A 23845-nucleotide genomic window follows, 5' to 3' on the forward strand; every position below is an offset into this window, starting at 1 on the left:
GGGCAGACTTACCCCGCCTTGCAGCCCGCCCATAACTGATCGATCTCGCTCAAGTCCCAGTCTTCGGCCTGCTCGATCCTGACGATAGCATCGCGGTCATCCTGGCTTGCCAGATCGATGGTTTGTGGGGCGAAGGTCTTGCGGGTACGTGCCGACATGAACACTTTCACCTTTGGCTGCAGCAATTGCTCATTCTGCTCGACCACGATGCCCAGGCGTCCGCTTTCCAGGCGTACCAGCGCGCCCACCGGGTAAATGCCCACGGTCTTGACGAAGTTCTGGAAGACCAGCTCATCGAAGTGGCCTTTCCATGAGGCCATTTCACGGATCGAATGTGCCGCGCCCCAGCCTTTCTTGTAAGGCCGGTCAGAGGTAACGGCGTCGTACACATCGCAGACCGCGCCCATTCTGGCAAAGATGCTGATTTCATTACCCTTCAGGCCATGCGGGTAACCTGAGCCATCGAACTTTTCGTGATGGTGCAGGCAGACGTCCAGCACGATTGCGTTGACCTGCAGGCTTTCTTCGAGAATTTTCAACCCGGCTTCGGGGTGATGTTTCATGGCGGTGAACTCGTCCGCAGTCAGCCTGCCGGGCTTGTTGAGGATCTGCGGGTCAATCATCATTTTCCCGACATCGTGCATCAGCCCGGCGACACCTGCCTCGCGTACCTGTTCGTCCGGCATGCCCATGCGCCGCGCCAATGCGACCATCAAGGCGCATACCGCCACGGAGTGCATGTAAGTGTATTCATCCGAGGTTTTCAGGCGCGACAGACTGATGAGCGCATGGGGGTGGCGCAATACCGAATTGGATATTTCCTCCACCAGCAGCTCGACATCATCGACGTTCATGGCCCGGCCCATCTTGGCCTCGCTGAACATGGTCATGACGGCATTCTTGGCCCTGCCGCAGATAAGCCGGGCACGCTGGATTTCCTTCTCCATGCTGACTGGAGTGGTGTCGTCGCCTTCATCTGTTTTCGCGGCGCCATGCTCCAGCGGCGCCTTGCCACTGCGAGTGTCGATCCAGACTTCCTCGGTGTCCGACTCCTGGATTCGTTTAAGCGCGTCGATATCCCGGAGCACGACTTCGACCTGGCTTATCCAGAACGGATCATTGTCCCAGGGACGACAGAACTTGTGGATGTGCATGCCCAGTACAAGTTCTGAAACAGGAATTTTTCTCAGCATGTTCAGTCACCGATAAACCGTTTGGCGACGTGAAAGAGATCTGCAACAAACAAGGGGCAAGTAAATGAAGTTGTAATGTTATTTGTAAACATGGCTTTATAATCGATGATCGGCATGACCTCACCTCTGCTGGATTAAGGATCTTCCTGATCTCGTAATGCCAGTATACGGTGCGTTGCATGAAAAAATCATGCGTATTTATATGGCGTCAATAAGTTGGTTTTTATCGATTTTCAATGGAATCAACGGATTGGAAAATTCTGTTTTCTGACGTCAAAAACCTATCTTTAAAAAATGTTTTAAATGGAAGGTTTTCGTATTGATCAAGTATGGAAGTGTTGCGCTTTATACATGTTTGTATCGGGTTTTATATAATCTTGCTGTTACAGAATAACGTTGTGGCCTGGCGAACGCTACCAGGGGCTCTGCTACATTTGTAGCCTTGCCGGCAGGATCCGGGTGGAACGGGTCGACGGCAACGGTTCAGGCGGCGTTAAGGAATTTTTGACAGATGTCATGCTCTAATCCGCCTATTAGCGTTCGTCAAATCAGGAGTGTCATCAATGTCTAGCTCGCGCCATTTGATTATTGCGGCTATTGCTGTGGGCATGCTGTCGGGCTGTGCATCGCCCAATCCCTATGACAATCAGGGTCAGGCACAAAACTCGGGTGGCATGAACAAGACCGCCAAATACGGTGGCCTTGGAGCACTGGCCGGTGCCCTGGCAGGCGCGGCAATCGATCATAACAACCGTGGCAAGGGCGCATTGATCGGCGCCGCCGTGGTGGGCGCGGCATCGGCAGGCTATGGCTACTACGCCGACAAGCAGGAGGCGGCCCTGCGCGCGAGCATGGCCAATACCGGCGTCGAAGTGCAGCGTCAGGGTGACCAGATCAAACTGATCATGCCGGGCAACATCACCTTCGCCACCGACTCTTCGTCGATCGCCAGCAGCTTCTACTCGCCGCTCAACAATCTGGCCAACTCGCTCAAGCAGTTCAACCAGAACAACATCGAGATCGTCGGTTACACCGACAGCACCGGCAGTCGCCAGCACAACATGGACCTGTCCCAGCAGCGTGCCCAGAGCGTCAGCACTTACCTGACGTCCCAGGGCGTGGACGCGGCTCGCCTGTCAGTGCGCGGCGCAGGCCCCGACCAGCCGATTGCCAGCAACGCCGACGTCAACGGCCGTGCGCAGAACCGTCGTGTCGAGGTCAATCTCAAGCCTATTCCAGGGCAGCAGTACGAGCAGTATCAGCAGTAAGTGACTCGCGGATGAATCCGCTCCTGCAGACTGCAGGAGCGGATTGATCCGTGAACAACGCTCAACTCTCTGCCTTGAGCCGATCCAGCAAACGATCCTTCTCTTCCCACAACCCGTTGATCCACTGCTGGAACTCCAGACGGTAGGCCGGATCCTGGTCGTAATTCCTGCCGATGAACTGCGGCGGGATCTTTATCTCTTCAAAGTGCGCCACCACATCCTTCACGTTGCCGCAGAGCAGGTCCCAATAGCCAGGCTGTCCGCCAGGGTAGTGGATGGTGACGTTGATGATCGATTCCAGCTGTTCGCCCATCGCATCGAGTACGAAGGCAAGCCCGCCGGCCTTGGGCTTGAGCAGGTTGCGAAACGGTGAGTTCTGTTCGACATGCTTGGCCTTGGTGAAGCGCGTGCCTTCGGCAAAGTTGAAAATGCCCACCGGATTGTGGCGAAACTTTGCGCATGTACGGCGGGTGGTTTCCAGGTCCTTGCCTTTCTTTTCCGGATGCCTGGCCAGGTAAGCCTTGGAATAACGCTTCATGAACGGAAAGCCCAGCGCCCACCAGGCCAGACCGATCAATGGCACCCAGATCAGTTCCTGCTTGAGGAAAAACTTCAGCGGGCGAATGCGCCGGTTGAGCACGTACTGCAGGACCATGATGTCGACCCAGCTCTGGTGGTTGCTGGTGATCAGGTACGAGTGCTCATAGTCCAGCCCTTCAAGGCCGCTCAACTGCCAGCGAGTGTGGCCGAGCAGGCGGATCCAGAAATTGTTGCAACTGATCCAGGTTTCCTGGATGTGAATCATCACCCAGTCAGTGAAGCGCTGGGCGGCCTTGAACGGCAGGCAGATCTTGAGCACGGTGACCGGAAACAGCACGGCACAGCAGGCAAGGGTGTTGAGCGCCAATAACAGTGAGGCAATGACGCCTCGCAATGGTGCAGGCAAGGAATCCATGACGGATAGTGACTCCAGATTAGGGTTGGATGCCGTCGTGCAGGCCGGGCTCTGCACAACGGCATCGGTAGATTTATCAGGAAAGTGTGTCTGCCTGAATCGCGGTCAAGGCGATGGTGTAGACGATGTCGTCGACCTGAGCGCCGCGTGGCAAGTCGTTTACCGGCTTGCGCAAGCCTTGCAGCATCGGGCCCAGGCTCACACAGTCAGCGCTGCGTTGTACGGCCTTGTACGTGGTATTGCCGGTATTCAGGTCCGGGAACACGAATACCGTGGCGCGTCCTGCGACCGGGCTGTCTGGTGCCAACTGGCGAGCGACATCCTCGTTGGCGGCGGCATCATACTGCAGCGGGCCATCGATCTGCAGGCCGCGCTGGGTTTCACGGGCCAGTTGGGTGGCTTCGCGAACCTTTTCCACTTCCTCGCCGCTGGCGGAGTTGCCGCTGGAGTAACTGATCATCGCCACCCGTGGGGCAATACCGAAAGCGACGGCGGAGTCAGCGCTCTGCAAGGCAATCTCGGCCAGTTCGCTGGCGCTTGGATGCGGGTTCATGATGCAGTCGCCGTAGACCAGCACCTGCTCGGGAAACAACATGAAGAACACCGACGAAACCAGCGTACAGCCGGGCGCGGTCTTGATCAGTTGCAAGGCCGGGCGAATGGTATTGGCGGTGGAGTGCACAACGCCGGATACCAGCCCGTCGACTTCATCCAGCGCCAGCATCACGGTGCCGATCACTACCGGGTCTTCCAGTTGCTGCTCGGCCATCGGCGCGTTGAGGCTTTTGTTCTTGCGCAACTCGACCATCGGCGCGACGTAGCGCTCGCGAATCAGGTCCGGATCGAGAATTTCCAGCCCCGGCGGCAATTCGATGCCATGTGCCTGGGCAACCGCCAGTACTTCTTCGGGTTTGGCCAGCAGCACGCAACGGGCAATGCCGCGGGCCTGGCAGATCGCCGCCGCCTGGATGGTCAACGGCTCGTTGCCTTCAGGCAGGACGATACGCTTGTTGGCGGCCTGGGCGCGCTGGATCAACTGGTAGCGGAACACCGCTGGTGAAAGGCGCAGCTCTCTTGGCGTGCCGCAACGTTGATGCAGCCAGGCGGCGTCCAGGTGGCCGGCGACGAAATCGGTGATGATTTCCGCCCGCTCGCGGTCATCGATGGGGATTTCCTTGTTCAACTGATTCAGGCGCGTGGCGGTGTCGTAGGAGCCGCTGCTGACCGACAGCACCGGCAGGCCCGCCTGCAGAGCGCCACGGCACAGCTCCATGATGCGCGGATCGGGCACGGTGTCGCTGGTCAGCAACAGCCCGGCCAGCGGCACGCCATTCATGGCCGCCAGACTGACCGCCAGGATGATGTCGTCGCGGTCGCCCGGTGTCACCACCAGAACCCCGGGTTTGAGCAGCGGCACGGTGTTGAGCACGGTGCGGGCGCAAATGATGATCTTCGACATGCGCCGCTGTTCGTAGTCCCCTGCATTGAGGACCTGCGCGCCGAGCAATTCGGCGACATCTCGGGTGCGCGGCGCATTCAGCTCGGCCTGAAACGGAATACAGCCCAGCAGGCGGAAATCGCCACTGCGCAGCAGCGGGGAATGTTCCTTCAGGCGCGCGGCGAAAACCTCCATGCTCTCTTCGGTGCGCACCTTGTTGAGGATCACACCCAGCACTTTCGGGTCTTTCGGCCCGCCGAACAGTTGCGCCTGCAACTCGACCCGTCCCGAAAGCTCGGTGAGCACTTCGTTTTCCGGGGCGGACACCAGAATCACTTCGGCATCCAGGCTCTTGGCCAGGTGCAGGTTGACCCGTGCGGCATAGCTGGCGCTGCGGGTCGGGACCATGCCTTCGACAATCAGCACATCCTTGCCCACTGCCGCCTGCTGATAAAGGCTGATGATTTCTTCCAGCAGCTCATCGAGCTGGCCATCGCCGAGCATGCGTTCAACATGCGCCAGCCCCAGGGGCTTGGGTGGCTTGAGGCCGTGTGTGCGTGCCACCAGTTCGGTGGAGCGTTCAGGGCCGAGGTCGCCCGGATGCGGTTGGGCGATCGGCTTGAAGAAACCGACCTTCAGGCCGGCGCGTTCAAGGGTACGGACCAGCCCCAGGCTGATGGATGTCAAACCCACACCAAAATCTGTGGGGGAGATAAAAAACGTCTGCATACTGGCTTCTCGATTGAGCAGTGCAATGGCCGCGATGAAATGCCGCCAGAAAAATCCGGGAGGTGTCTAACGCAACTCCTCGGCGCCAAGACTATCGTTATCTGATGACTTCGCACACCAGCCACAGTGAAAGCCTTGACCTATTTTTTGTTGCCGTTTCTCTGCGTCCAGCACCCAGGCCCGCGATTGCCATGGCGGCTGGTGGCGCAGGTGCTGGGTGTGGCCGCAGGACAACACCGCGACCCAGTGGCCGTCTTCGTCCTGCCTGAAGTCAATAACCGTTGAGTTTTCCAATGCGGGCCGTCTGTCAGAGTTGCGTTCGCTTTCGAGCGATGGCTTGGTTAAACTTGCTCGTTCTTCAATCTTAAGCAAAAGGTCCTGCCCCATGCCGATCGCCGCCAACAAGGCTGTCTCTATTGACTATACCCTGACCAACGACGCTGGTGAGGTCATCGACAGTTCGGCCGGCGGTGCTCCGCTGGTCTACCTGCAGGGCGCCGGCAACATCATTCCGGGCCTGGAAAAGGCTCTGGTCGGCAAAGACGTCGGCGACGAGCTGAAAGTATCCATCGAGCCGGAAGATGCCTACGGCGAATACTCCGCCGAGCTGGTCAGCACCCTGAGCCGCAGCATGTTCGAGGGTGTCGACGAACTGGAAGTCGGCATGCAGTTCCACGCTTCCGGCCCGGACGGCAGCATGCAGATCGTGACCATTCGCGACCTGGACGGCGACGATGTCACCGTTGACGGCAACCACCCGCTGGCGGGTCAGCGTCTGAATTTCGAAGTCAAGATCGTCAGCATCCGCGATGCCAGCCAAGAAGAACTGGCTCATGGCCACATTCATGGCGAAGGCGGCCATCAGCACTGATTTGTGCTGCTAAGCTCAGGTAACTGACAAAGGCGCTCTGGCTGTTCTGCGATGACGACTTTCGTTGCGCAGTCTGCCACAGCGCCTTTTTGCTTCGCTCGGCTTCAGGGGGAAGAATTTCATGAGTGCTTTTCACGACATCACACTGAAGGCGCTGAACGGGCAGGAACTGCCTCTGGCGCCTTTCAAGAACAAAGTGGTTCTGGTGGTCAACGTGGCCTCGAAATGCGGGCTCACACCGCAATATGCCGCGCTTGAAAGCCTTTATCAGCAGTACAAGGACAGAGGCTTCAGCATTCTGGGCCTGCCTTGCAATCAGTTTGCCGGCCAGGAGCCAGGCTCCGAGCAGGAAATCCAGGCGTTCTGTGAACTCAATTACGGCGTGACCTTTGCGCTGGGGGAAAAGCTTGAGGTCAACGGGGCGCATCGCCATCCGTTGTATCGCTTGCTGGCCGGCGAGGGTGCCGAGTTTCCTGGCGACATCACCTGGAACTTCGAGAAGTTTCTGGTCGGTCGCAATGGCGGGGTGATCGCCCGTTTCTCGCCACGCATGGCGCCGGATGATCCTGCGGTCATCCAGGCTATCGAAAAAGCCCTGGCTTGATGCTGTCTGCCGGGCGGCATCGCGCCAGCCCGGCTTTCAACCTGAAACGGACTTGACGGCCTGCTCCCTGGCCTCGGCATCGTTGGCGGGACAGGCGCTGAACAACTGCTGCTCGAACTGATCGATGATCGCCGGCCAACCCTGACGGCTGGCATGCTTGCGTGCATTCAGGCGTACCCTGCGCAATGCCTCACTGTCTTCCAGCAGCCAGCGGGCGGCATCGATGAAGGCTTCCTCATCGCCCGGCATGGCCAGCGCGCCATTGTGACCATGACGAATATGCTGCCCGGCAGCCGCTTCATCATAGGCAACCACGCCAAGCCCTGAAGCCAATGCCTCCAGCACGACATTGCCGAACGTTTCGGTCAGGCTGGGAAACAGGAACAGATCACCGGATGCGTAATGCGTGGCAAGCGCTTCGCCGCGTTGCGTGCCGCAGAAAATCGCATCGGGGATCTGCTGTTCCAGAGCGGCACGTTGCGGTCCGTCGCCAACCACGATCAGTTTCAGATTGCGTCGCGGGTAGCTCTCTTTCAGCGCTTCAAAGCTGTTTTTGAGCAGGCTCAGATTCTTCTCCGGTGCCAGCCTGCCGACATGCATGATCGCGCTGTCACCGGTTTGTAGTCCCCAGCTTTCACGAAGCGCCTGCGAACGTCTGGACGGATGAAACAATTGGCTGTCCACGCCGCGGGACAACAGCTCTATCCGCTCGAAACCGCGTCGCTCCAGCTCTACCTTCTGACTGATGCTGGGCACCAGCGTCATGCGCGAACGATTGTGAAACCAGCGCAGGTAATGGGTCAGCAAGCGGGTAATGAAGCCCATGCCGTATTGCTGCGTGTATTGCGGGAAGTTGGTGTGAAAGCCACTGATCACCGCAATCCCCAGCCGCCTGGCCGCCCGCAGCGCCGAAAGGCCCAGCGGGCCTTCCGTGGCGATATACAACACATCCGGCCGATGCCGCTGCCAGCGGCGCAGCAACTTGTGCATCGAAGACTGACCCCATTGCAGGCCCGGATAACCGGGTATCGGCCAGCCCCGGCACAGCATCAGATCGTCGGCGGCGGTAAAGCCGGCTTCTTCACTCTGACGCGGCCGAATCAGCTCGACCCGATGGCCGCGCAAACGCAACCCGTCACAAAGCCGCCCCAAGGTATTGGCAACACCATTGATCTCGGGAGTGAAGGTTTCAGTGATAAGAGTGACATGCAGAATTTTGCTCATGGGAACAGTCTCGGCTCGTTGCATGTCTGTTATGTGGCTGTTGGGTGATGGATTTGTGACTGTGAGATTTTCAAGGGCTGCCAAATAACTGATTTTTATTGTTTTAAAAAATCGGAGTTTTTATCTGATAAGGCTGTAGGTTTTTTCTTTAAGTGCCTGCTGTGCTCAAACGAGTGTTGAGGTCGAGTGCTTTCTGAATAACGTCAGGCTATCGAGTTTCCAATCGATAGGTGAAGACAAAGCCGGAGACGCCGGAATTGTTTTTCTGACCAGACACAGTAAGGAAGCATGAAATGAAATTTGACTATAAAAAGTCGAAGTGGATTCGCTCGGCCTCGGGAATTGTGCTGGCGTTTTCAGGGTATTCAGAAATGGCTATGGCTGGTAGCTATCAATCCTCGGTAAATTTACCAACGGTTCATTCGCGCGGATATCTCTATACCGCCAATATTCCATTGCGCGGAGCACCCCCAGAAGGTGCGTGGATCAAGAATGTCAGTTGGAACTGGAATGTGACGGGATGGCCGCGAGGGCTGGAGGTTGAATTGTGCCAAGCCAATAACTGCATTGATATTTCTCGTATGCGTGTTGGCTCTACTCAGGTTTTTAGAGGCCAGCTTGCCAATAGATGTTTTTATTATTCAATCAAAGTGAGTGGTGCCGGCACTGTTCCTGTGGCCGGACAATTTGGTCGTATCACCGTAGATTGGTAACGGCTATCCCCCTCTCAATTCGAGAGGGGGATAGCTTGCTCTTTCTACCAATGGGCCATGTCTTTGAACTTCTGAGGAAGGCTGTCATTGAAATCCAGGATTTTCTCCAGAATTTTCGCAGGTGGTGTACCTTTCAAAAGCTCTGTTTCGTAGAGTTTTCCACGAAGCTTTTGTACCGAAGACATCGTTTTTGCAAAGTACAGTTTTGTTTCGTCAGTGACTATCTGGCCGGTTGTGGTATAGCGGATGATTGGGTAGTCAGTGACATCCAACAACTCAAACACCAACGAGTTATAAGCGTAGTCATGCGCCATCTTTGCTGCTTGAAGCGGGTCATTGTTCGCCTCTTCAAGAAGTTCAGAGCGAAATGTTGACCCCCTGGGAAACGTATCTCTTCTTCCCTGGCTGATTGCCGAATCCTTGCCCTGAGCCGCATTCAATACTTGCCTGAACGACATCCCTTCTTCGGTTTGCGCAGTGGCTGTGATTTTTGATCGCGCCCCCATGCTTGTGACATTGATAAATGGCGAATTGGTATGAGTTTGCATTTCCGACTCCGTTCAGCCTAAATAGCATCTTGCTTGATTTGACAGCTCCGCTGGCTCGTCACTCTTTCCAGAGCAGCAGGCTGTGGCTCGAAGTCCTTGTCGTTGACTGCCGATTTCCTTTGCTCCGGGCTCATGTTCTGCATGAAGAAGGTGGAGCGCGGTTGCACCAGACGAGTCAGCGTTGCGGCTAAGGGAATGATGGCGGTTCCTGGGCCTGATGTTGCTTTTTTGACCTCACTGAAAACCTGGGCAAAACGGTTGGTGCGCGGTTCTGGGATTCTTTCCAATGCGGCAGGTTTATAAGTGCTTTGTGCAGCGGCAGTTTTTGTTTTGACTTCCATGGTGTTGCCTCCTGTGTGTTTATTACAGGAGAGCAAAGAGGGTGCCAATTATTGTGTTCTGTTTGCGGTGAAATTTTATATCCAGTATTTTCTGGTGTTTGGTAAGTGTCCTACATAATATTCCTACACGTTGCTTTTTGTAGGCGTGTCGGCAAGGTGTTGCCTGTAGCGGTAATATATTGCCAGGGCGGTATTTGGATATTGGGTAGGAAGTAAAAGGCTATTCTTTTTATTATGTAGGATGCTTCTTTTAGTTGTTTGATTTTTTCAAGTTACCACCTTGTAGGAGCGCGCTTGCCCGCGACCGGGGTCTGACAGGCTACGCGCGCTTCTCTCGAATCAGCCGCGTTCCCTCACCCAGAACAACGTCGCCCCGGCCACCGCTGCCGGCATCATCACGATATTGAGCATCGGTACCAGCAATGCCAGATAAACGATGCCGCCGAAACTCAGGCTCTGCCAGCGTTTGCTTTTCAGCCAGTCGAGCATTTCGTTCCAGCCCAGTTTGTGGTTATCCGCCGGGTAATCGATGTACTGGATAGCCATCATCCAGATCCCGAACAGCAGCCAGAGCGGAGCAGCGATCAGGTTGACCACCGGAATAAACGACAGAATGAACAGCCCGATGATGCGCGGCAGCATGTAACCCAGCTTGCGCGCCTCGCGGGCCATGGTGCGTGGGATCATGGCGGCCAGTTCGGCCCAGCTGAAATCGGGCGATGTGTCCTTTCCACGAATCACGGCCTCGACCTTTTCCGATAGAAAGCCATTGAACGGCGCAGCGATGATGTTGGCGATCATGGTGAAGGTAAAAAACACCATCAGCAGGACCAGCACCACGAACAGCGGCCAGAGGATATAGCTCAGGAAACTCAGCCAGTGCGGCAGGCTCGGCATGAAGGCATCGACCCAGATGCCGAACTGATGCATGGCCAGGTAGACCATGCCGCCGAACAGTATCAGGTTGATGCTCAGCGGCAGCAGGACGAACAGGCGCAGGCCGGGACTGAGGATCAGTTTCAGGCCTTCACTCAGGTATTGCGGGCCTGTCAGGGCAGGGGCGGGCATGGCAGCCTCCGAAAAAGGAAAACGCCCGACCTTACCGGCTTTGCGGGGCGCTTGAAAGAGTTGTTGAGGGTGCAATCAGCAGCATTGCACAGCCGCCGCAGCACAGTTGTGCATAGAAGTGGCCTATGAGGTGGATTGTGAATCGATATTTCCTTACCCTTCCTCACCCCGATAGGCTTTGCAGCACTTTATTGACCTATCCTTTTCAACTTTTGATGGAGTCATCAATGAGCGTACTGGTAAACAAGGCAGCCCCGGATTTTGACGCGGCTGCTGTACTGGGCGACGGTTCGATCGTCGACAGCTTCAAGCTGTCCTCGCTGCGCGGTAAATATGTGGTCCTGTTTTTCTGGCCTCTGGATTTCACCTTCGTTTGCCCTTCTGAAATCATTGCCCACAATAACCGTATCGCCAAATTCCGCGAACTGGGTGTGGAAGTGGTCGGTGTGTCCATCGACTCGCAATTCACTCACTACGCATGGCGCAGTACTCCAGTCGAGAAAGGCGGTATTGGTGAGGTCGAGTTCACCATGGTTGCCGACGTCAAGCATGAGATCACCCGTGCCTACGGTATCGAGCACGACGCGGGCGTTGCCCTGCGTGCTTCGTTCCTGATCGACAAGGCTGGCGTGGTACAGCATCAAGTGGTCAACAACCTGCCACTGGGCCGTGACGTGGACGACATGGTGCGTCTGGTCGAAGCCTTGCAGTTCACCGAAGAGAACGGTGAAGTCTGCCCGGCTGGCTGGCGTCCTGGCCAGAAAGGCATGAAGGCTGACGCTCAGGGCGTTGCCGATTACCTGGCCTCGAACGCCAAGAGCTTGTAATACGTCGCTGCGGCTCCGGCCGCAGCTTCAGAACTTTCAGGATTGCCGAGTTACAGAGCGCTTCCCCAAGTGCTTCGGCAGTCCTTTTTTATCCAGCCGTTCCGACCGCGGCACAAACGGCCGGTCGATAGGAGTGTGTCATGTCCGACGTACGTCATTCCCGAGTGATTATTCTCGGCTCCGGCCCTGCCGGTTACAGCGCAGCGGTCTATGCCGCACGCGCCAACCTCAAGCCCTTGCTGATCACCGGCATGCAGGCTGGCGGTCAATTGACCACCACCACCGAAGTCGATAACTGGCCGGGCGATCCCCATGGCCTGACCGGTCCTGCGCTGATGGAGCGGATGCGTGAGCACGCCGAGCGTTTTGAAACCGAAATCGTTTTCGACCACATCAACGCTGTGGATCTGGCAAACAAGCCTTTCAGCCTCACCGGTGACAGCGCGACCTACACCTGCGACGCGCTGATCATCGCTACCGGCGCCAGCGCCCGTTACCTGGGTCTGCCGTCCGAAGAAGCGTTCATGGGCAAGGGCGTTTCTGCCTGCGCGACCTGCGATGGTTTCTTCTATCGCAACCGTGAGGTCGCGGTAGTCGGTGGTGGCAACACGGCTGTTGAAGAAGCGCTGTACCTGGCCAATATCGCCAGCAAGGTGACCCTGGTTCACCGCCGCGAGACGTTCCGCGCCGAGAAGATCCTGATCGACAAGCTGCACGCCCGTGTTGCCGAAGGCAAGATCGAACTCAAGCTGAACGCGACTCTGGATGAAGTGCTGGGCGACAACATGGGTGTCACCGGTGCGCGTCTGAAGAACAACGACGGTTCCAGTGCCGAGCTGAAAGTCGATGGTGTGTTCATCGCGATTGGCCACACGCCGAACACTTCGCTGTTTGAAGGGCAACTGGCTTTGAAAGACGGCTACATGGTTGTGCAGGGTGGCCGTGAAGGCAATGCCACTGCGACCAGCGTGGAAGGTGTGTTTGCAGCGGGCGATGTGGCTGACCACGTTTATCGTCAGGCAATCACCTCTGCCGGTGCGGGCTGCATGGCAGCACTGGACGTCGAGCGTTATCTGGATGGGCTGGCGAACGTTTCGTTCTGATCCAGGCTTCCGCTCCCGCTCTGTGGGAGCGGATTCATCCGCCTCTTCGCGAATGAATTGCTCCTACCGAGCGAAATTCTGTGGGAGCGGATTTATCCGCGAAGACGGTATACCGGACGATGCATTACTTGCGCATGTACCGGCCTCTTCGCGAATGAATTCGCTCCTACAGTCATTTGAAATGTGCGAAAAACCAATCAGCCCTTAGGCTTCAACGGCTCGCCTTCAAACTTCACACCGGCCAGGCCATGGGCGATCAATGCCCGGATATTGCCGTGGTCGCTGCCTTCCGGCGTCGCCTGTACCGAGCGGTAATGCTCTCCGAAAGCCAGCAAGGCTTCTTCGTCGCTCAAACCTTCCAGCAACGCCAGGCCCAGGGTCTTGCACGAGCCTTCGTTCTGGCCTGCGGCATTTTCGACGCTGCCATTGCGGAACGCCTGAGGCTGGTAGTCATAACCCGCCGCGATGAAGGCGAGGGTATCGGCAAAAGCGTGTTCGCCGCTCTTGAGGCTGGTGCGCAGGGTATTCAGATCAGTCATGCCTGGTTTCCTTTGTCGAACGCCGCTTTCTGTTCGGCGCTGGTTTCTTTCTGGTATTGGGCTTTCCACTCGTTGTACGGCATGCCGTAAACCACTTCGCGGGCATCGTCGAGGCTGACCTCGATCTGTCTCTCGTCGGCGGCGGCCTTGTACCACTTGGACAGGCAGTTGCGGCAGAAACCGGAGAGGTTCATCAGGTCGATGTTCTGGACGTCCTTGCGGCTGTCCAGGTGCGCGACCAGTCGGCGGAAGGCCGCGGCTTCAAGTTCCAGACGTTGTTGTTCGGTCATGATGGACTCGCTCAAAGGTGGGTTGAGAGTCGACGACTCATTCACTGGACCTGCCTTTCTTCAGGTGTCGGCCGCCATTGATGACGACGCTGTTGCCTGTGGTGTAGCGGGCAGCCAGCAGATAGAAGACGGCTTCGATCAGGGGCTCTGCGCCGGGCTCGAATTGCAGCAGCGCCTTTTTCAGGGTCTGGCGCCGATATTCTTCGTCACTGTCCGGCTTGAGGATCAACAACCCCGGCAGTATCGCGTTGACACGTATGTCGGGGGCATATTTTTCGGCGAAGGACAGCACCATGTTCTGCAGGGCGGCCTTGGTGGCGGCATAGGCGATATGGCTTTTGCTGCCGCGTGACGAAGTGTCGTCGCAGATATGGATGATGTCGGCTTTTTCCGGCCTGGCCAGCAATTGCCCCAAGGCCTGATTCAGATGGTAAGGCGCTTCGACATGGAGCTTGAACATGATGTTCAGGTTTTCCAGGCTATCGTCCAGCCACAGCGAAGCGTTGTGGATGATTGCGCGCAGACCGTCGTAATTCGAGGTGATGTAGTCGATCAGTGCCAGACGATCCTGCTCGATGCCCAGATCGGCCTGGAACTGCACGATATTGGGGTGAGGCGAATGCTGTTTCAGGGTGCGGCTGGCGCTGATGACGGTATAGCCTGCTTCTGCCAACCGTAGGGCAAGTTCCAGGCCGACTCGTTGGCTGGCGCCGGTTACAAGGATTGTCTTATTCATGCGGTGCAGTTGGCTTCAAGGTTTTGCGAGCATGAGACCTGCCCGACTCAAAGGCTCCAGCATAACTGAAGTTCGGCCAAGAGTGCGGGCAAGCTCTTGAAACACCGGTTTACCCGAAGCCATCGAAACGTGGAAGCCTCAATGATTGCCAACCGATTCGCCGGTGGTGGCTGGCGCGGCAGGAACCTTGTTCAGCCAGTTGGCAAGCAAGTGGGTCGACAGCGGTATGAACAGATAAACCATCAATGGCGTGAGAATCAGGGTGCTGATCATGATGCGGGGCGCCAGCGCCAGATGATCGAGCAGCGGCCCCAGCAGAAAATTGAAGATCAGAGACACCGGAAAGAACGCCAGCCAGATGGCTACGGCCTGTTTCCAGCGTGGCGGGCGCTGGTTGGCGGCTCCGAACCAGCCATCGATTCCACTGACCCGGCGCTCCGAGGGCTGGGCAAACAAGCCGCTGCCGCGCACCAACCAGGAGCGTCGCGAGGCCGAGTGCTCCCAGGCGTGCATGGTCTGCGCATCGGTGAAACGAAAAATGATCTGGAATTCATCATCGCCGGGAGGTGGCGCGAGCACACCGGAGCCCAGATATCCGGGAAAGTCGGTAGCCAGTTGTTCGCCTTCGTGCAGCCAGTTCATGAGCTCCTGATAACGGCCATGGGCGACGCGACGGGCAACCATCAAAGTGACGGGATGGGTAGACATTGTGTATCTCCGATAGACGAGTGAGATTCCCGGGTAGGGAAGTCACATGACACGGCTCCGGGGTGGTGGGGCTGTGTCAGTTTCGCGTTAAAACAAGCAAGGATTGTTCCTGATGCACGCAGCAGCATGTTATCGAAGCGGTTCGCGTGGCGCGCAGAATGTGACCGCATGGCTGGCGGCTTGCAAGCCCTGTTGGTCGGGTGCGGGGAGAACGGCGAAGCGGGGGAGAGTGCTACAAGTCAGCGATGCATGCCGGGGTGCAGGCGTTGATGCTGTTTCTGAAGGTAGCGAAGCAGGCGTTCGGCGTCTTCCTTGTTGTCCTGGTCCAGTCGATAACCGCCCAGACCATTTTCCGTCACTCGCACCAGGCTTCCCTTTATCGGAATCGGGGCGTGGCCCGGCGGGTTGAACCAGGCGCTGAATTGCCTGGGCAGTTTTCTCTGCCTGCGCTGCTCAAGTAGAACGCCCTTGAACGAAACCTCATGAATCCACAGGGAAGTCAGCGAGCCGCTTTCGGTTTCCAGCGCAACCGGCTCAGGCAGGATAAAGCGCCATGGGCGGGTTTGCGGGCCTTCCTCATAAATGCTCGGGGTGCCGAGTTCCAGGTGCAGGGCATGGAACTCATCTTCGACCAGATGCAGGGGAAAGTTCATCTGCTGGTCTTCAAACTGGGCGTGGATCGTCACCTGCTCATGGGCCGCCAGACGAGTCAGCAGGTTCTGGATCTGAGCGCCACCATTCACCATCAGGCTGCGCGTGCTGTCACGCACGTTGAGCCTGGGGTTGTGCTGCATGCTCTGGATGAAATCCAGTTCAGCCTGGGTGAGGATCGAGTCGGGCTGCATGATTAACTCGTACGGATTAGTAGACGATGTGTGAAAAGACCATAAATTCCTTTTTCTGTTCTGACCGCTCGTCACTTTACCGGTTTTTCTTTGCAGAAATTTTGCTGGCGCGGTGGGAATCGGCTACTCGGCAAAATGCAAAACTCAAGGCCGGGATCGATAGGGCATAATGTCCGACTCTTTTACTCTGCCACAGGATTTGTCATGAGAGTCGCTATCATTTCCGGCTCGGTCTATGGATCGGCCGAAGAGGTTGCCCGTCATGCAGGCGCGATTCTGCGCAATGCGGGCCATGAACCCTTGTACAACTCGCGCATCACCCTCGCCGAGTTGCAGGCTTTCGAGCCTCAGGCCTTGCTGGCCGTGACCTCGACCACCGGCATGGGCGAGCTGCCCGACAATATCCTGCCTCTCTATTCCCAGCTTCGCGATACCCTGCCAGCCTTTCTGAGAGGTCTGCCCGCCGGTGTGATCGGTCTGGGCGATGCCAGCTATGGCGATACCTTCTGTGGCGGCGGCGAGCAACTGCGCGAACTGTTCGCCGAGCTGGGGGCGGTTGAAGTCCAGGAAATGCTGCGTCTGGATGCCAGCGAAAGCGTCACCCCGGAAAGCGATGCCGAGCCCTGGCTGGCAGAGTTCATCAAGCACCTGGGTTAAAAAAACGGGCACCGGAATGTTGTAAATGGAGGTTCCTGTGTCCTGTTGTTATGTAAGAGATAAGTCCTCAATAAGTAGGATAGGTATGGATTTTTCTCTGGCTATCAAATGATCCACAGCGGCTCCGATATTCAAAAAGAACCTGATTTTTTGAACAAGGAGTCTCAACATGCCAAAGCCCATATGGGGTAACTTGCCCCAGCTTGTTATAAACGCACCCACTGCAAGAGCCGTTACCAGGAAACAGTCGCCGCAGATCAGCCAGATCCTGAATGAAGTCAGCGGCACCAACCTGGGCGCTATCAGCATCGTGGCGCTGGAAAGGAACAAGATGAAGCCACTCTTCAAGGGCTTCAATCCCGAGCAGATTGCTCCCAAGGAACTGAGCAGAATCGGCTCGATGCTTTATCAGGGCGGTTATATCGACAATCACACCGTCGAACTCTTGAGCCGTACCGGAGCCGAGTTCGACAAGAAAGGTAAGGTTGTCGATGCGGACAAGGAAATAAATGCCCTGGAGTTTTTTGCCGAACGGATTTCCGAAATGAAGGACAAGGCATCGATAGGCGACCCGTACGCCAGGTTACTGTTGCCCGATTACGTCAAGGCCATCCATATCCTGCAGAATCTCCAGACCTTCGCCACAACCCCATCCAGTGTAGAAACGACAAAACTCAAGCGCGCCCCATTGATAAAAAACCTGTAGAGCGCGAAATACGGCAGGGCTCCTTCCGGGTGACCTGGAGCCGATTGTTTGAGCAGTATTAGTGCAAGGCGCGGTGAGGAGGCAACTGATTGAGCCTTTCCATCACTTTCAAGCGTTGCAGAGGGTCGGTGCTCAACAGCAGGGCGTGTTCCAGATCGAAGCGTTCGGCCTGCGGGCATTCCAGCGTCTGGTACAGGCCAGCGCGGGCCAGATGATCGTTGCTGGTCGCATGGCCCAGTTCGACGATCCGGTCGGCATCCTTGAGCGAGGCCATGAAGTCGTCATTGACCAGATGCAGATGGCGCAGATTGCGCGACATGCGCTGTAGCATGAGCAGAGGCGTGGCACGGGCCATGTGTTCGACGCGCAATTGCATGTCCGGTCCAAACTGGCGGATCAGCAATTCGCGGCAGTCCCTGGGATACAGCCGACGCCCACTGCAAGGGTCAAGCAGATGATCGGCGCCCGGTACCCGCAGCAGGAAATGCCCGGGGAAGTTCACGCCCTCCAGAGTAATGTCCAGGCGCCGGGCCAGTTCCATGGCGATCAGGGCCAGGCCCAGCGGCTGGCCCTGGCGACGTTGCACGATTCTGTGCAGCAACGCCGATTCCGGCTTGGCAGGGTTCCAGTCATCCTGCTGGAAGCCCAGGCTGTTGAGCTGGCGCAATAAAGGCTGGGCGAGTTCGGCGGCAGGCAATACCGGCAGCGCTGCATTGAGCTGACGCTGCAACTGATCGAGTTCTTCGCTTACAAGATGAGGCAGGAAACCGGGATCATGTTCAGCCGAAATCCATAGTGCGGCCTCGAACACCGAGGGTGGTGTGCGTTGCAGGCACGCCAGGCAATTTTGTCGTGGAGTCATAGGCCACTCCGTGTGGGCTCGTTGGTTTAAACACTCACAACCACGATCCTTTTAGCCTTGCCGACAGCTTTCGTCCAGCGGCGTTTGCATATGCCTGAATGGTCGGCTGCTTTCTCGGGTAGCGCCTATACTCGCTTTATAAACAGAACCGGGGAGCACCATTAAATGTTTGCTCTCATGCAACGGTCGCGTACCGAAGCCCTTCATCTGGTCTGCGATTCGCAAACAGGCCTCAAGGCCGTCATCGCCATTCACAACAGTCGCATGGGGCCGGCTCTGGGAGGGTGTCGCTACCTCACCTATCCAGATGAAGAGAGCGCCATCGAAGACGCTATCCAATTGGCCAGGAGCATGAGCTACAAGGCTGTGCTTGCCGGTCTGCCACTGGGCGGCGGGAAAGCGGTAATCATGCGCCCATCGCATCTTTACAGTCGTCCGGCAATCTTCGAGGCCTTTGGCCGTTTCATCGAAACCCTCGACGGGCGCTACATCACGGCGGTCGACAGCGGCACCAACAGCGAAGACATGGATTGCATTGCCATGCACACCCGCCATGTCACCAGCACCAGTGAAGCCGGGGATCCCTCACCTTATACCGCCATGGGCGTGTTCGCCGGAATCCGTACTACCGCAATGGCGCGCCTGGGCAGCGATAACCTCGAAGGCCTGCGCGTCGCGATCCAGGGGCTCGGCCACGTGGGATATGCCCTGGCTGAGCGGCTGCATGCAGCAGGCGCCGACTTGCTGGTCAGCGATCTGGACAGCACCAGGGTACAACGGGCAATGGAACAGTTCGGCGCTCACCCGATTGCCTGCGAAGCCTTGATGAGCACACCTTGCGACATCCTGGCGCCCTGCGCGCTGGGCAATGCCCTGAATTGTCAGAGCGTGGCGCAACTGCGCTGCGCGGCAGTGGCCGGTGCCGCCAATAACCAGTTGAGCAGCCTGCAGGTCGCGGAACAACTGGAAGCTCGCGGCATTCTTTATGCGCCGGACTACGTCATCAATTCCGGTGGACTGATTTATGTGGCCCTCAAACATCGAGGAGAAAATCAAAACGCTATTACCGAGCATCTTTTACGAATCGGGCTACGATTGACGGAGGTGTATGCCCATTCTCAGGCCGAAAAGCGCTCCCCCGCGTGTATCGCCGATGCGTTGGCAGAACGCCTGTTGAATGTCGAATGATGGCCCACCATCCCGGAGCCGTTCGACCTGATCTTCGCAGCCAAAAGCCGCGAATCATGATCACCACGCATACCCCGCGTGACTGGAGTAGCGAATGTCCAATAAGATCAAGCTTGCATACACCCGTTATCTGGCTCCCGACGGTCGCTTGACCGACGAACTTCCCCCTTGGGCCGATGATTTCAACCTGCTGACCCGCCTTTACCGGCAAATGGTCCTGACCCGACTTTTCGACCTCAAAGCCGTCGCCCTGCAACGTACCGGCCGGATCGGCACCTATGCGCCGACCCTTGGCCAGGAAGCCATCGGCGTTGCGATTGGCAGCCTGATGCAGCCCGAAGACGTACTGGTTCCTTATTACCGCGACACCGCCGTGCAACTGATGCGTGGCGTACGCATGGAAGAAATCCTTCTTTACTGGGGCGGCGATGAGCGTGGCAGTGCCTATGCCGAGCCCGCCGTGGCCCAGGACTTCCCGCTGTGCGTGCCGATTGCGACCCAGGCCCTGCATGCCTGCGGCGTGGCCAGTGCGTTCAAGATCCGTGGCGAGCATCGGGTGGCGGTCACCACCTGCGGTGACGGCGCGACCAGCAAGGGCGACTTTCTTGAAGCCCTCAACGTTGCCGGCGCCTGGCAACTGCCGGTGGTGTTTGTCGTCAACAACAACCAGTGGGCGATTTCCGTGCCCCGCCGGATTCAGTGCGGTGCACCGACCCTGGCGCAGAAAGCCATCGGCGCCGGGTTCCACGGTGAACAGGTCGATGGCAACGACATGCTCGCGGTCTACGATCGCATGCAGATCGCCCTCGAACGGGCGCGCAAGGGCAAAGGCCCGGTGTTGCTCGAGTGCCTGAGCTACCGGCTCGGCGACCATACCACCGCCGACGATGCGACCCGCTACCGTCCTGCGGAAGAGGTCAAGCAAGCCTGGCTGGAAGAACCGGTCAAACGCCTGCAATCGTTCATGGTCAGCCAGGGCGTGTGGGACGAAGGGCGTGAGCAGGCGCTGATCAGCGAGTGCCAGCGACTGGTGCAAAGTGCGGTGGAAGTGTTTGAAAACACCGGCACCCAATCCCCCGAATCGGTCATGCAACACGTCTACGCCAAATGGCCCGCCGCGCTGGCGGAACAGCATGAGTGGTTCATGGAACGTGCCGCCCGCCGTACCGGAGGTGAACATCATGGCCAATGAAAAAGTCAGTCTGCTGGAGGCTGTGAACCTGGCGATGCACCGGGCCATGGCCGAAGATGAAAACGTCGTGGTGCTCGGCGAAGACGTCGGCGTCAATGGCGGCGTATTCCGCGCCACTCAAGGCCTGCGTGACAGCTTCGGCTTCAAGCGCGTGATCGACTCGCCGCTGGCGGAAACCATGCTCGGTGGCCTGGTGGTCGGCATGGCCGCGCAGGGCCTGAAACCGGTGGTGGAAATCCAGTTCATGGGCTTTATCTATGCCGCCATGGAACACCTGGTTTCCCACGCCAGCCGCATCCGCAATCGCACCCGTGGACGCCTGACCTGCCCGATGGTGCTGCGCACGCCCATGGGTGCCGGGATTCGGGCTCCCGAGCATCACAGCGAAAGCACCGAGGCCATGTTCGCCCACGTCCCTGGCCTGCGCGTGGTGATTCCTTCTTCTCCCGCCCGCGCTTATGGATTGTTGCTGGCGGCCATCGACGATCCGGACCCGGTGATCTTTCTGGAGCCGACCCGGCTTTATCGCATGAACCCGCAAGCCCTGGTCGATGACGGCAAGCGCCTGCCGCTGGACAGCTGTTTTACCCTGCGTGAAGGCAGCGACATTACCCTGATCAGTTGGGGCGCCAGCGTGTATGAAACCCTGCAGGCCGCCAGTGCGCTGGGCGAGCGGGGCGTTTCCGCAGAAGTCATCGATGTCGCCTGTGTCAAACCCCTGGACCTCGACACCCTCGAAGCCTCGGTGCGCAAGACCGGACGTTGCGTCATCGTCCACGAAGCGCCGCGCTCCTGTGCCGTCGGTTCGGAAATCGCCGCCAGCTTGTATGAGCGGGCGTTCATGGATCTGCAGGCACCAATCCAGCGTGTCACCGCCCCGGATATTCCACCGCCGTTATACCGGCTGGAACAGCTCTATATCCCGGCCGTGGAAGACATTCTGCATGCCTGCGACACCGTGCTCGATTTCGCCTGACGCCCAAGGAGGCTTGCGATGAAATATTTCAAACTGCCCGATCTGGGCGAAGGTCTGCAAGAAGCGGAAGTGGTGCAGTGGCACGTCAAGGCCGGTGACACCGTTCACGCCGATCAACTGGTCGTCTCGGTCGAAACCGCCAAGGCCATCGTCGATATTCCTGCGCCCTATGACGGCGTGGTCGCCAAGCTGTTTGGCGGCGATGGCGATGTCCTGCACGTGGGTGAACCGTTGATGGCCTTTGAAGGCGAGGGCGATGCGGGCACCGTGGTCGGACGCCTTGAAGGCGGCGGTAGCCAGGACGATCAGTTCTGTGTGGGCGCCGCTCCTTCGACCCGTGAACATCTGGCCGTGCAGGCCACGCCCGCCGTGCGCCAACTGGCCCGGCAACTGGGCGTGGAACTCAATGGCCTGACCGGCTCAGGCAATAACGGCATGATCACCCGCGCCGATGTCGAGCGAGCGGCCCAGGTCGAACGCGACCGCTTTGGTGGGCAACGCTTGCGCGGTGTACGGCGCAGCATGGCGCTGAACATGGCCAAGTCGCACGCCGAAGTAGTGCCGGTCACGATCTTTGGTGATGCCGACCTGCACCGCTGGGCGCAGGCCCGCGACCCGCTGATTCGTCTGGGCAAGGCCATGGCCGAAGCCTGCAAGGTGGAACCGGTGCTCAATAGCTGGTTCGACGGCAAATTGCTGTCGATCAAACAGCATGAAACCCTCGACCTGGGCATCGCCGTGGACACGCCCGACGGTCTGTTCGTGCCGGTGCTGCGCGATGTCGGCAACCGCACCGCAGCGGATCTCAAGGAAGGCATGAGCCGCTTGCGCGCCGACGTCAAGGCCCGCTCCATCCCGCCACAGGAAATGATGGGCGCAACCATCACCCTGTCCAACTTCGGCACCTTGTTTGGCCGTTACGCCAGCCCCATTGTCGTACCGCCACAAGTGGCGATCATCGGCGCGGGAGGCATTCGTGAAGAGCCGGTGGCCATGAACGGAGAAGTGGTTATCCACCCGATCCTGCCGTTGTCACTCACCTTCGATCACCGGGCGGTTACCGGAGGCGAAGCAGCGCGGTTCTTCAAGGCGCTGGTGGATGAACTGGAGAAGCCGGAATGATGGAGGTGTAGCTTTTTCGCGAATGAATTCGCTCCTACCGGACCGTGTAGGAGCGAATTCATTCGCGAACCCCCGATTCACTCGGCCTCGTCCGCAGTTTCACTCAACAACTCATTCAACGCATCCGGCTGGCTCTTGAAGGCGCGGGCGAAGATGTCGCGGTTTTTCGCCATGTAGATCCCGGCTTCTTCAACCTGGGCTTCCGTCAGCGACGGCACGGCTTTATTCAGAACTGTTGCCAGCAACTCAGCGAGTTCAAGCATTTTGTCATGACGATCAGCTTCGGCTTTATCCATGAACAAACGCTCCAGATCTCGGCTGCTGCGGTATACCACTTCGACGGCCATTCACCACCTCACATGCCTTTACGATAAATTTAGCGAATACTGTATTTTTGTACAGTGTTTAGCATAAGCCAATCCGCTTCCCTTGGATAGTGGCCGCAAACCATCTTTTTTGCCTCAAGGTGTGCCTTGCGACAACCCGCCGCGCTCTCAACCATAGCCTATGGCCCTGTTCCTGCTTTAATAACGCAGCGATGCAGAGTGTCATGTGCATGCAGCATCATCCGCTTGGCAAAAATTCAGGTTCAGAGGTAAAGCGTCATGGGAAACAAATGGGCAGAAAAGATGCGGAACAAAGTGCATTCGCAGGCCGAATCGCTGGGCAACCTGTGTGTGGAGAGCTTCCACTTCCTGGCACTGTTCGCCATCGGCGCCATCACTGCCTGGGCCTCGGTTGTCGCCTTCCTGGGCATGCTCGAAAAAGGCAACATCACGATTGATGACATCCTGCTGTTGTTCATCTACCTCGAACTGGGCGCGATGACCGGGATTTACTTCAAGACCAACCACATGCCCGTGCGCTTCCTGATCTACGTCGCCATCACGGCGCTGACCCGGTTGCTCATCTCCGACGTCTCACACCACAACCCACCGGACATGGGCATCATCTACCTGTGCGGCGGCATTCTGTTACTGGCGATTTCGATTCTGGTGGTGCGCTATGCGTCGTATAAGTACCCGTCGGAAAAGATTCCGGATATTTACAGCAATGTGAAAGGAGCGGTGACGCAGGAGAAGGGGGAGGTTTGAATTGTTTTGGGCCGGAGCGGGGGGGCGCTCTGAGCTGGTCTAATGACC

Annotated in this window: 28 protein-coding genes; 13 read left to right on the forward strand and 15 right to left on the reverse strand. The window is 57.6% G+C overall.

Going from position 1 to position 23845, the window contains the following annotated elements; genetic code table 11:
* Positions 1-8: 8 nt before the first annotated feature.
* Positions 9-1193: an HD-GYP domain-containing protein gene (locus ALQ04_RS14185; RefSeq protein WP_122316382.1), complete on the reverse strand. Its 1185-nt coding sequence runs from the start codon at positions 1191-1193 to the stop codon at positions 9-11.
* 563 nt (positions 1194-1756) lie between these two features.
* Between ALQ04_RS14185 and ALQ04_RS14190 the strand changes: the two genes are divergently transcribed.
* Positions 1757-2461, forward strand: a complete 705-nt coding sequence (locus ALQ04_RS14190) for an OmpA family protein (protein WP_122316383.1) — start codon at positions 1757-1759, stop codon at positions 2459-2461.
* A 61-nt stretch (positions 2462-2522) separates the two neighbouring features.
* Here the strand turns inward: ALQ04_RS14190 and ALQ04_RS14195 are convergent, their stop codons facing one another.
* The 3 genes from ALQ04_RS14195 to ALQ04_RS14205 form a co-directional block, all read right to left on the reverse strand.
* Positions 2523-3416: an acyltransferase gene (locus tag ALQ04_RS14195; RefSeq protein ID WP_122316384.1), complete on the reverse strand. Its 894-nt coding sequence runs from the start codon at positions 3414-3416 to the stop codon at positions 2523-2525.
* Positions 3417-3492: 76 nt separating this feature from the next.
* Entirely contained in the window at positions 3493-5583 is a 2091-nt protein-coding gene (gene pta, locus ALQ04_RS14200; RefSeq protein WP_122316385.1) for a phosphate acetyltransferase, read from the reverse strand.
* Between the two features lie 66 nt (positions 5584-5649).
* Positions 5650-5955, reverse strand: a complete 306-nt coding sequence (locus ALQ04_RS14205) for a DUF3565 domain-containing protein (protein WP_122316411.1) — start codon at positions 5953-5955, stop codon at positions 5650-5652.
* 13 nt (positions 5956-5968) lie between these two features.
* Between ALQ04_RS14205 and ALQ04_RS14210 the strand changes: the two genes are divergently transcribed.
* Both ALQ04_RS14210 and ALQ04_RS14215 read left to right on the forward strand, forming a co-directional pair.
* Entirely contained in the window at positions 5969-6454 is a 486-nt protein-coding gene (locus ALQ04_RS14210; protein WP_122316386.1) for a peptidylprolyl isomerase, read from the forward strand.
* 121 nt (positions 6455-6575) lie between these two features.
* A complete protein-coding gene (locus tag ALQ04_RS14215) occupies positions 6576-7058 on the forward strand; it encodes a glutathione peroxidase (RefSeq protein WP_122316387.1) in 483 nt (160 codons plus the stop codon).
* Between the two features lie 36 nt (positions 7059-7094).
* On the opposite strand, the gene ALQ04_RS14220 is transcribed toward ALQ04_RS14215, so the two are convergent.
* A complete protein-coding gene (locus tag ALQ04_RS14220; protein ID WP_122316388.1) occupies positions 7095-8282 on the reverse strand; it encodes a glycosyltransferase family 1 protein in 1188 nt (395 codons plus the stop codon).
* A gap of 293 nt (positions 8283-8575) precedes the next feature.
* Here ALQ04_RS14220 and ALQ04_RS14225 point away from each other — a divergent pair, with 293 nt between their 5' ends.
* Positions 8576-8995 carry a flagellar protein FlhE gene (locus tag ALQ04_RS14225; protein WP_122316389.1) on the forward strand — a complete coding sequence of 140 codons (420 nt, stop codon included), beginning with the start codon at positions 8576-8578 and terminating at the stop codon, positions 8993-8995.
* A gap of 44 nt (positions 8996-9039) precedes the next feature.
* On the opposite strand, the gene ALQ04_RS27285 is transcribed toward ALQ04_RS14225, so the two are convergent.
* From ALQ04_RS27285 to cysZ, 3 genes are all read right to left on the reverse strand, one after another.
* Positions 9040-9543, reverse strand: a complete 504-nt coding sequence (locus tag ALQ04_RS27285) for a hypothetical protein (protein ID WP_259645011.1) — start codon at positions 9541-9543, stop codon at positions 9040-9042.
* Between the two features lie 17 nt (positions 9544-9560).
* Entirely contained in the window at positions 9561-9884 is a 324-nt protein-coding gene (locus ALQ04_RS14235) for a hypothetical protein (protein WP_122316390.1), read from the reverse strand.
* A gap of 339 nt (positions 9885-10223) precedes the next feature.
* A complete protein-coding gene (gene cysZ, locus ALQ04_RS14240) occupies positions 10224-10952 on the reverse strand; it encodes a sulfate transporter CysZ (protein WP_122316391.1) in 729 nt (242 codons plus the stop codon).
* Between the two features lie 227 nt (positions 10953-11179).
* On the opposite strand from cysZ, the gene ALQ04_RS14245 reads away from it, so the two are divergent.
* Both ALQ04_RS14245 and trxB read left to right on the forward strand, forming a co-directional pair.
* A complete protein-coding gene (locus ALQ04_RS14245) occupies positions 11180-11779 on the forward strand; it encodes a peroxiredoxin (RefSeq protein ID WP_122316392.1) in 600 nt (199 codons plus the stop codon).
* A gap of 140 nt (positions 11780-11919) precedes the next feature.
* Positions 11920-12882 carry a thioredoxin-disulfide reductase gene (gene trxB, locus ALQ04_RS14250; RefSeq protein ID WP_122316393.1) on the forward strand — a complete coding sequence of 321 codons (963 nt, stop codon included), beginning with the start codon at positions 11920-11922 and terminating at the stop codon, positions 12880-12882.
* A gap of 197 nt (positions 12883-13079) precedes the next feature.
* Here trxB and ALQ04_RS14255 read toward each other — a convergent pair whose 3' ends face one another.
* From ALQ04_RS14255 to ALQ04_RS14275, 5 genes are all read right to left on the reverse strand, one after another.
* Positions 13080-13421, reverse strand: coding sequence for a HopJ type III effector protein (locus tag ALQ04_RS14255; protein ID WP_122316394.1), 342 nt, complete (start codon positions 13419-13421; stop codon positions 13080-13082).
* Entirely contained in the window at positions 13418-13711 is a 294-nt protein-coding gene (locus ALQ04_RS14260) for a DUF1244 domain-containing protein (protein WP_122316413.1), read from the reverse strand. Before ALQ04_RS14260 ends, ALQ04_RS14255 begins: the two co-directional genes overlap by 4 nt.
* Before the next feature lie 37 nt (positions 13712-13748).
* Positions 13749-14447 (reverse strand): dihydromonapterin reductase, encoded by a 699-nt coding sequence (folM, locus tag ALQ04_RS14265; protein WP_122316395.1) that lies wholly within the window; start codon positions 14445-14447, stop codon positions 13749-13751.
* Between the two features lie 138 nt (positions 14448-14585).
* Positions 14586-15155, reverse strand: a complete 570-nt coding sequence (locus tag ALQ04_RS14270) for an antibiotic biosynthesis monooxygenase (RefSeq protein ID WP_122316396.1) — start codon at positions 15153-15155, stop codon at positions 14586-14588.
* Positions 15156-15394: 239 nt separating this feature from the next.
* On the reverse strand, positions 15395-16000 hold the full coding sequence (locus tag ALQ04_RS14275) for a hypothetical protein (RefSeq protein ID WP_122316397.1): 606 nt from the start codon (positions 15998-16000) through the stop codon (positions 15395-15397).
* Between the two features lie 204 nt (positions 16001-16204).
* Here ALQ04_RS14275 and ALQ04_RS14280 point away from each other — a divergent pair, with 204 nt between their 5' ends.
* Entirely contained in the window at positions 16205-16657 is a 453-nt protein-coding gene (locus tag ALQ04_RS14280; RefSeq protein WP_122316398.1) for a flavodoxin, read from the forward strand.
* A gap of 169 nt (positions 16658-16826) precedes the next feature.
* The gene (locus tag ALQ04_RS14285) at positions 16827-17363 is read left to right on the forward strand and encodes a hypothetical protein (protein ID WP_122316399.1); all 537 of its coding nucleotides are present in this window, start codon (positions 16827-16829) and stop codon (positions 17361-17363) included.
* A 58-nt stretch (positions 17364-17421) separates the two neighbouring features.
* On the opposite strand, the gene ALQ04_RS14290 is transcribed toward ALQ04_RS14285, so the two are convergent.
* Positions 17422-18225: a SirB1 family protein gene (locus tag ALQ04_RS14290; protein ID WP_122316400.1), complete on the reverse strand. Its 804-nt coding sequence runs from the start codon at positions 18223-18225 to the stop codon at positions 17422-17424.
* 165 nt (positions 18226-18390) lie between these two features.
* On the opposite strand from ALQ04_RS14290, the gene ALQ04_RS14295 reads away from it, so the two are divergent.
* The 4 genes from ALQ04_RS14295 to ALQ04_RS14310 all read left to right on the forward strand — a co-directional run bounded on the left by ALQ04_RS14295 (position 18391) and on the right by ALQ04_RS14310 (position 22703).
* Positions 18391-19413, forward strand: coding sequence for a Glu/Leu/Phe/Val dehydrogenase dimerization domain-containing protein (locus ALQ04_RS14295; protein WP_122316401.1), 1023 nt, complete (start codon positions 18391-18393; stop codon positions 19411-19413).
* 94 nt (positions 19414-19507) lie between these two features.
* Positions 19508-20605 carry a pyruvate dehydrogenase (acetyl-transferring) E1 component subunit alpha gene (pdhA, locus tag ALQ04_RS14300; protein WP_122316402.1) on the forward strand — a complete coding sequence of 366 codons (1098 nt, stop codon included), beginning with the start codon at positions 19508-19510 and terminating at the stop codon, positions 20603-20605.
* Positions 20595-21581, forward strand: a complete 987-nt coding sequence (locus ALQ04_RS14305; protein WP_122316403.1) for an alpha-ketoacid dehydrogenase subunit beta — start codon at positions 20595-20597, stop codon at positions 21579-21581. The genes pdhA and ALQ04_RS14305 overlap by 11 nt, the downstream gene beginning before the upstream one ends.
* Before the next feature lie 18 nt (positions 21582-21599).
* Positions 21600-22703: a dihydrolipoamide acetyltransferase family protein gene (locus ALQ04_RS14310; RefSeq protein WP_122316404.1), complete on the forward strand. Its 1104-nt coding sequence runs from the start codon at positions 21600-21602 to the stop codon at positions 22701-22703.
* A 77-nt stretch (positions 22704-22780) separates the two neighbouring features.
* On the opposite strand, the gene ALQ04_RS14315 is transcribed toward ALQ04_RS14310, so the two are convergent.
* Entirely contained in the window at positions 22781-23050 is a 270-nt protein-coding gene (locus ALQ04_RS14315) for a YebG family protein (protein WP_117167006.1), read from the reverse strand.
* A gap of 258 nt (positions 23051-23308) precedes the next feature.
* Between ALQ04_RS14315 and ALQ04_RS14320 the strand changes: the two genes are divergently transcribed.
* Entirely contained in the window at positions 23309-23797 is a 489-nt protein-coding gene (locus ALQ04_RS14320; protein ID WP_122316405.1) for a phosphate-starvation-inducible protein PsiE, read from the forward strand.
* Positions 23798-23845 lie beyond the last annotated feature (48 nt).

The sequence above is a fragment of the Pseudomonas cichorii genome (genome assembly GCF_003700275.1).
Taxonomy (GTDB): Bacteria; Pseudomonadota; Gammaproteobacteria; order Pseudomonadales; family Pseudomonadaceae; genus Aquipseudomonas; species Aquipseudomonas cichorii_B.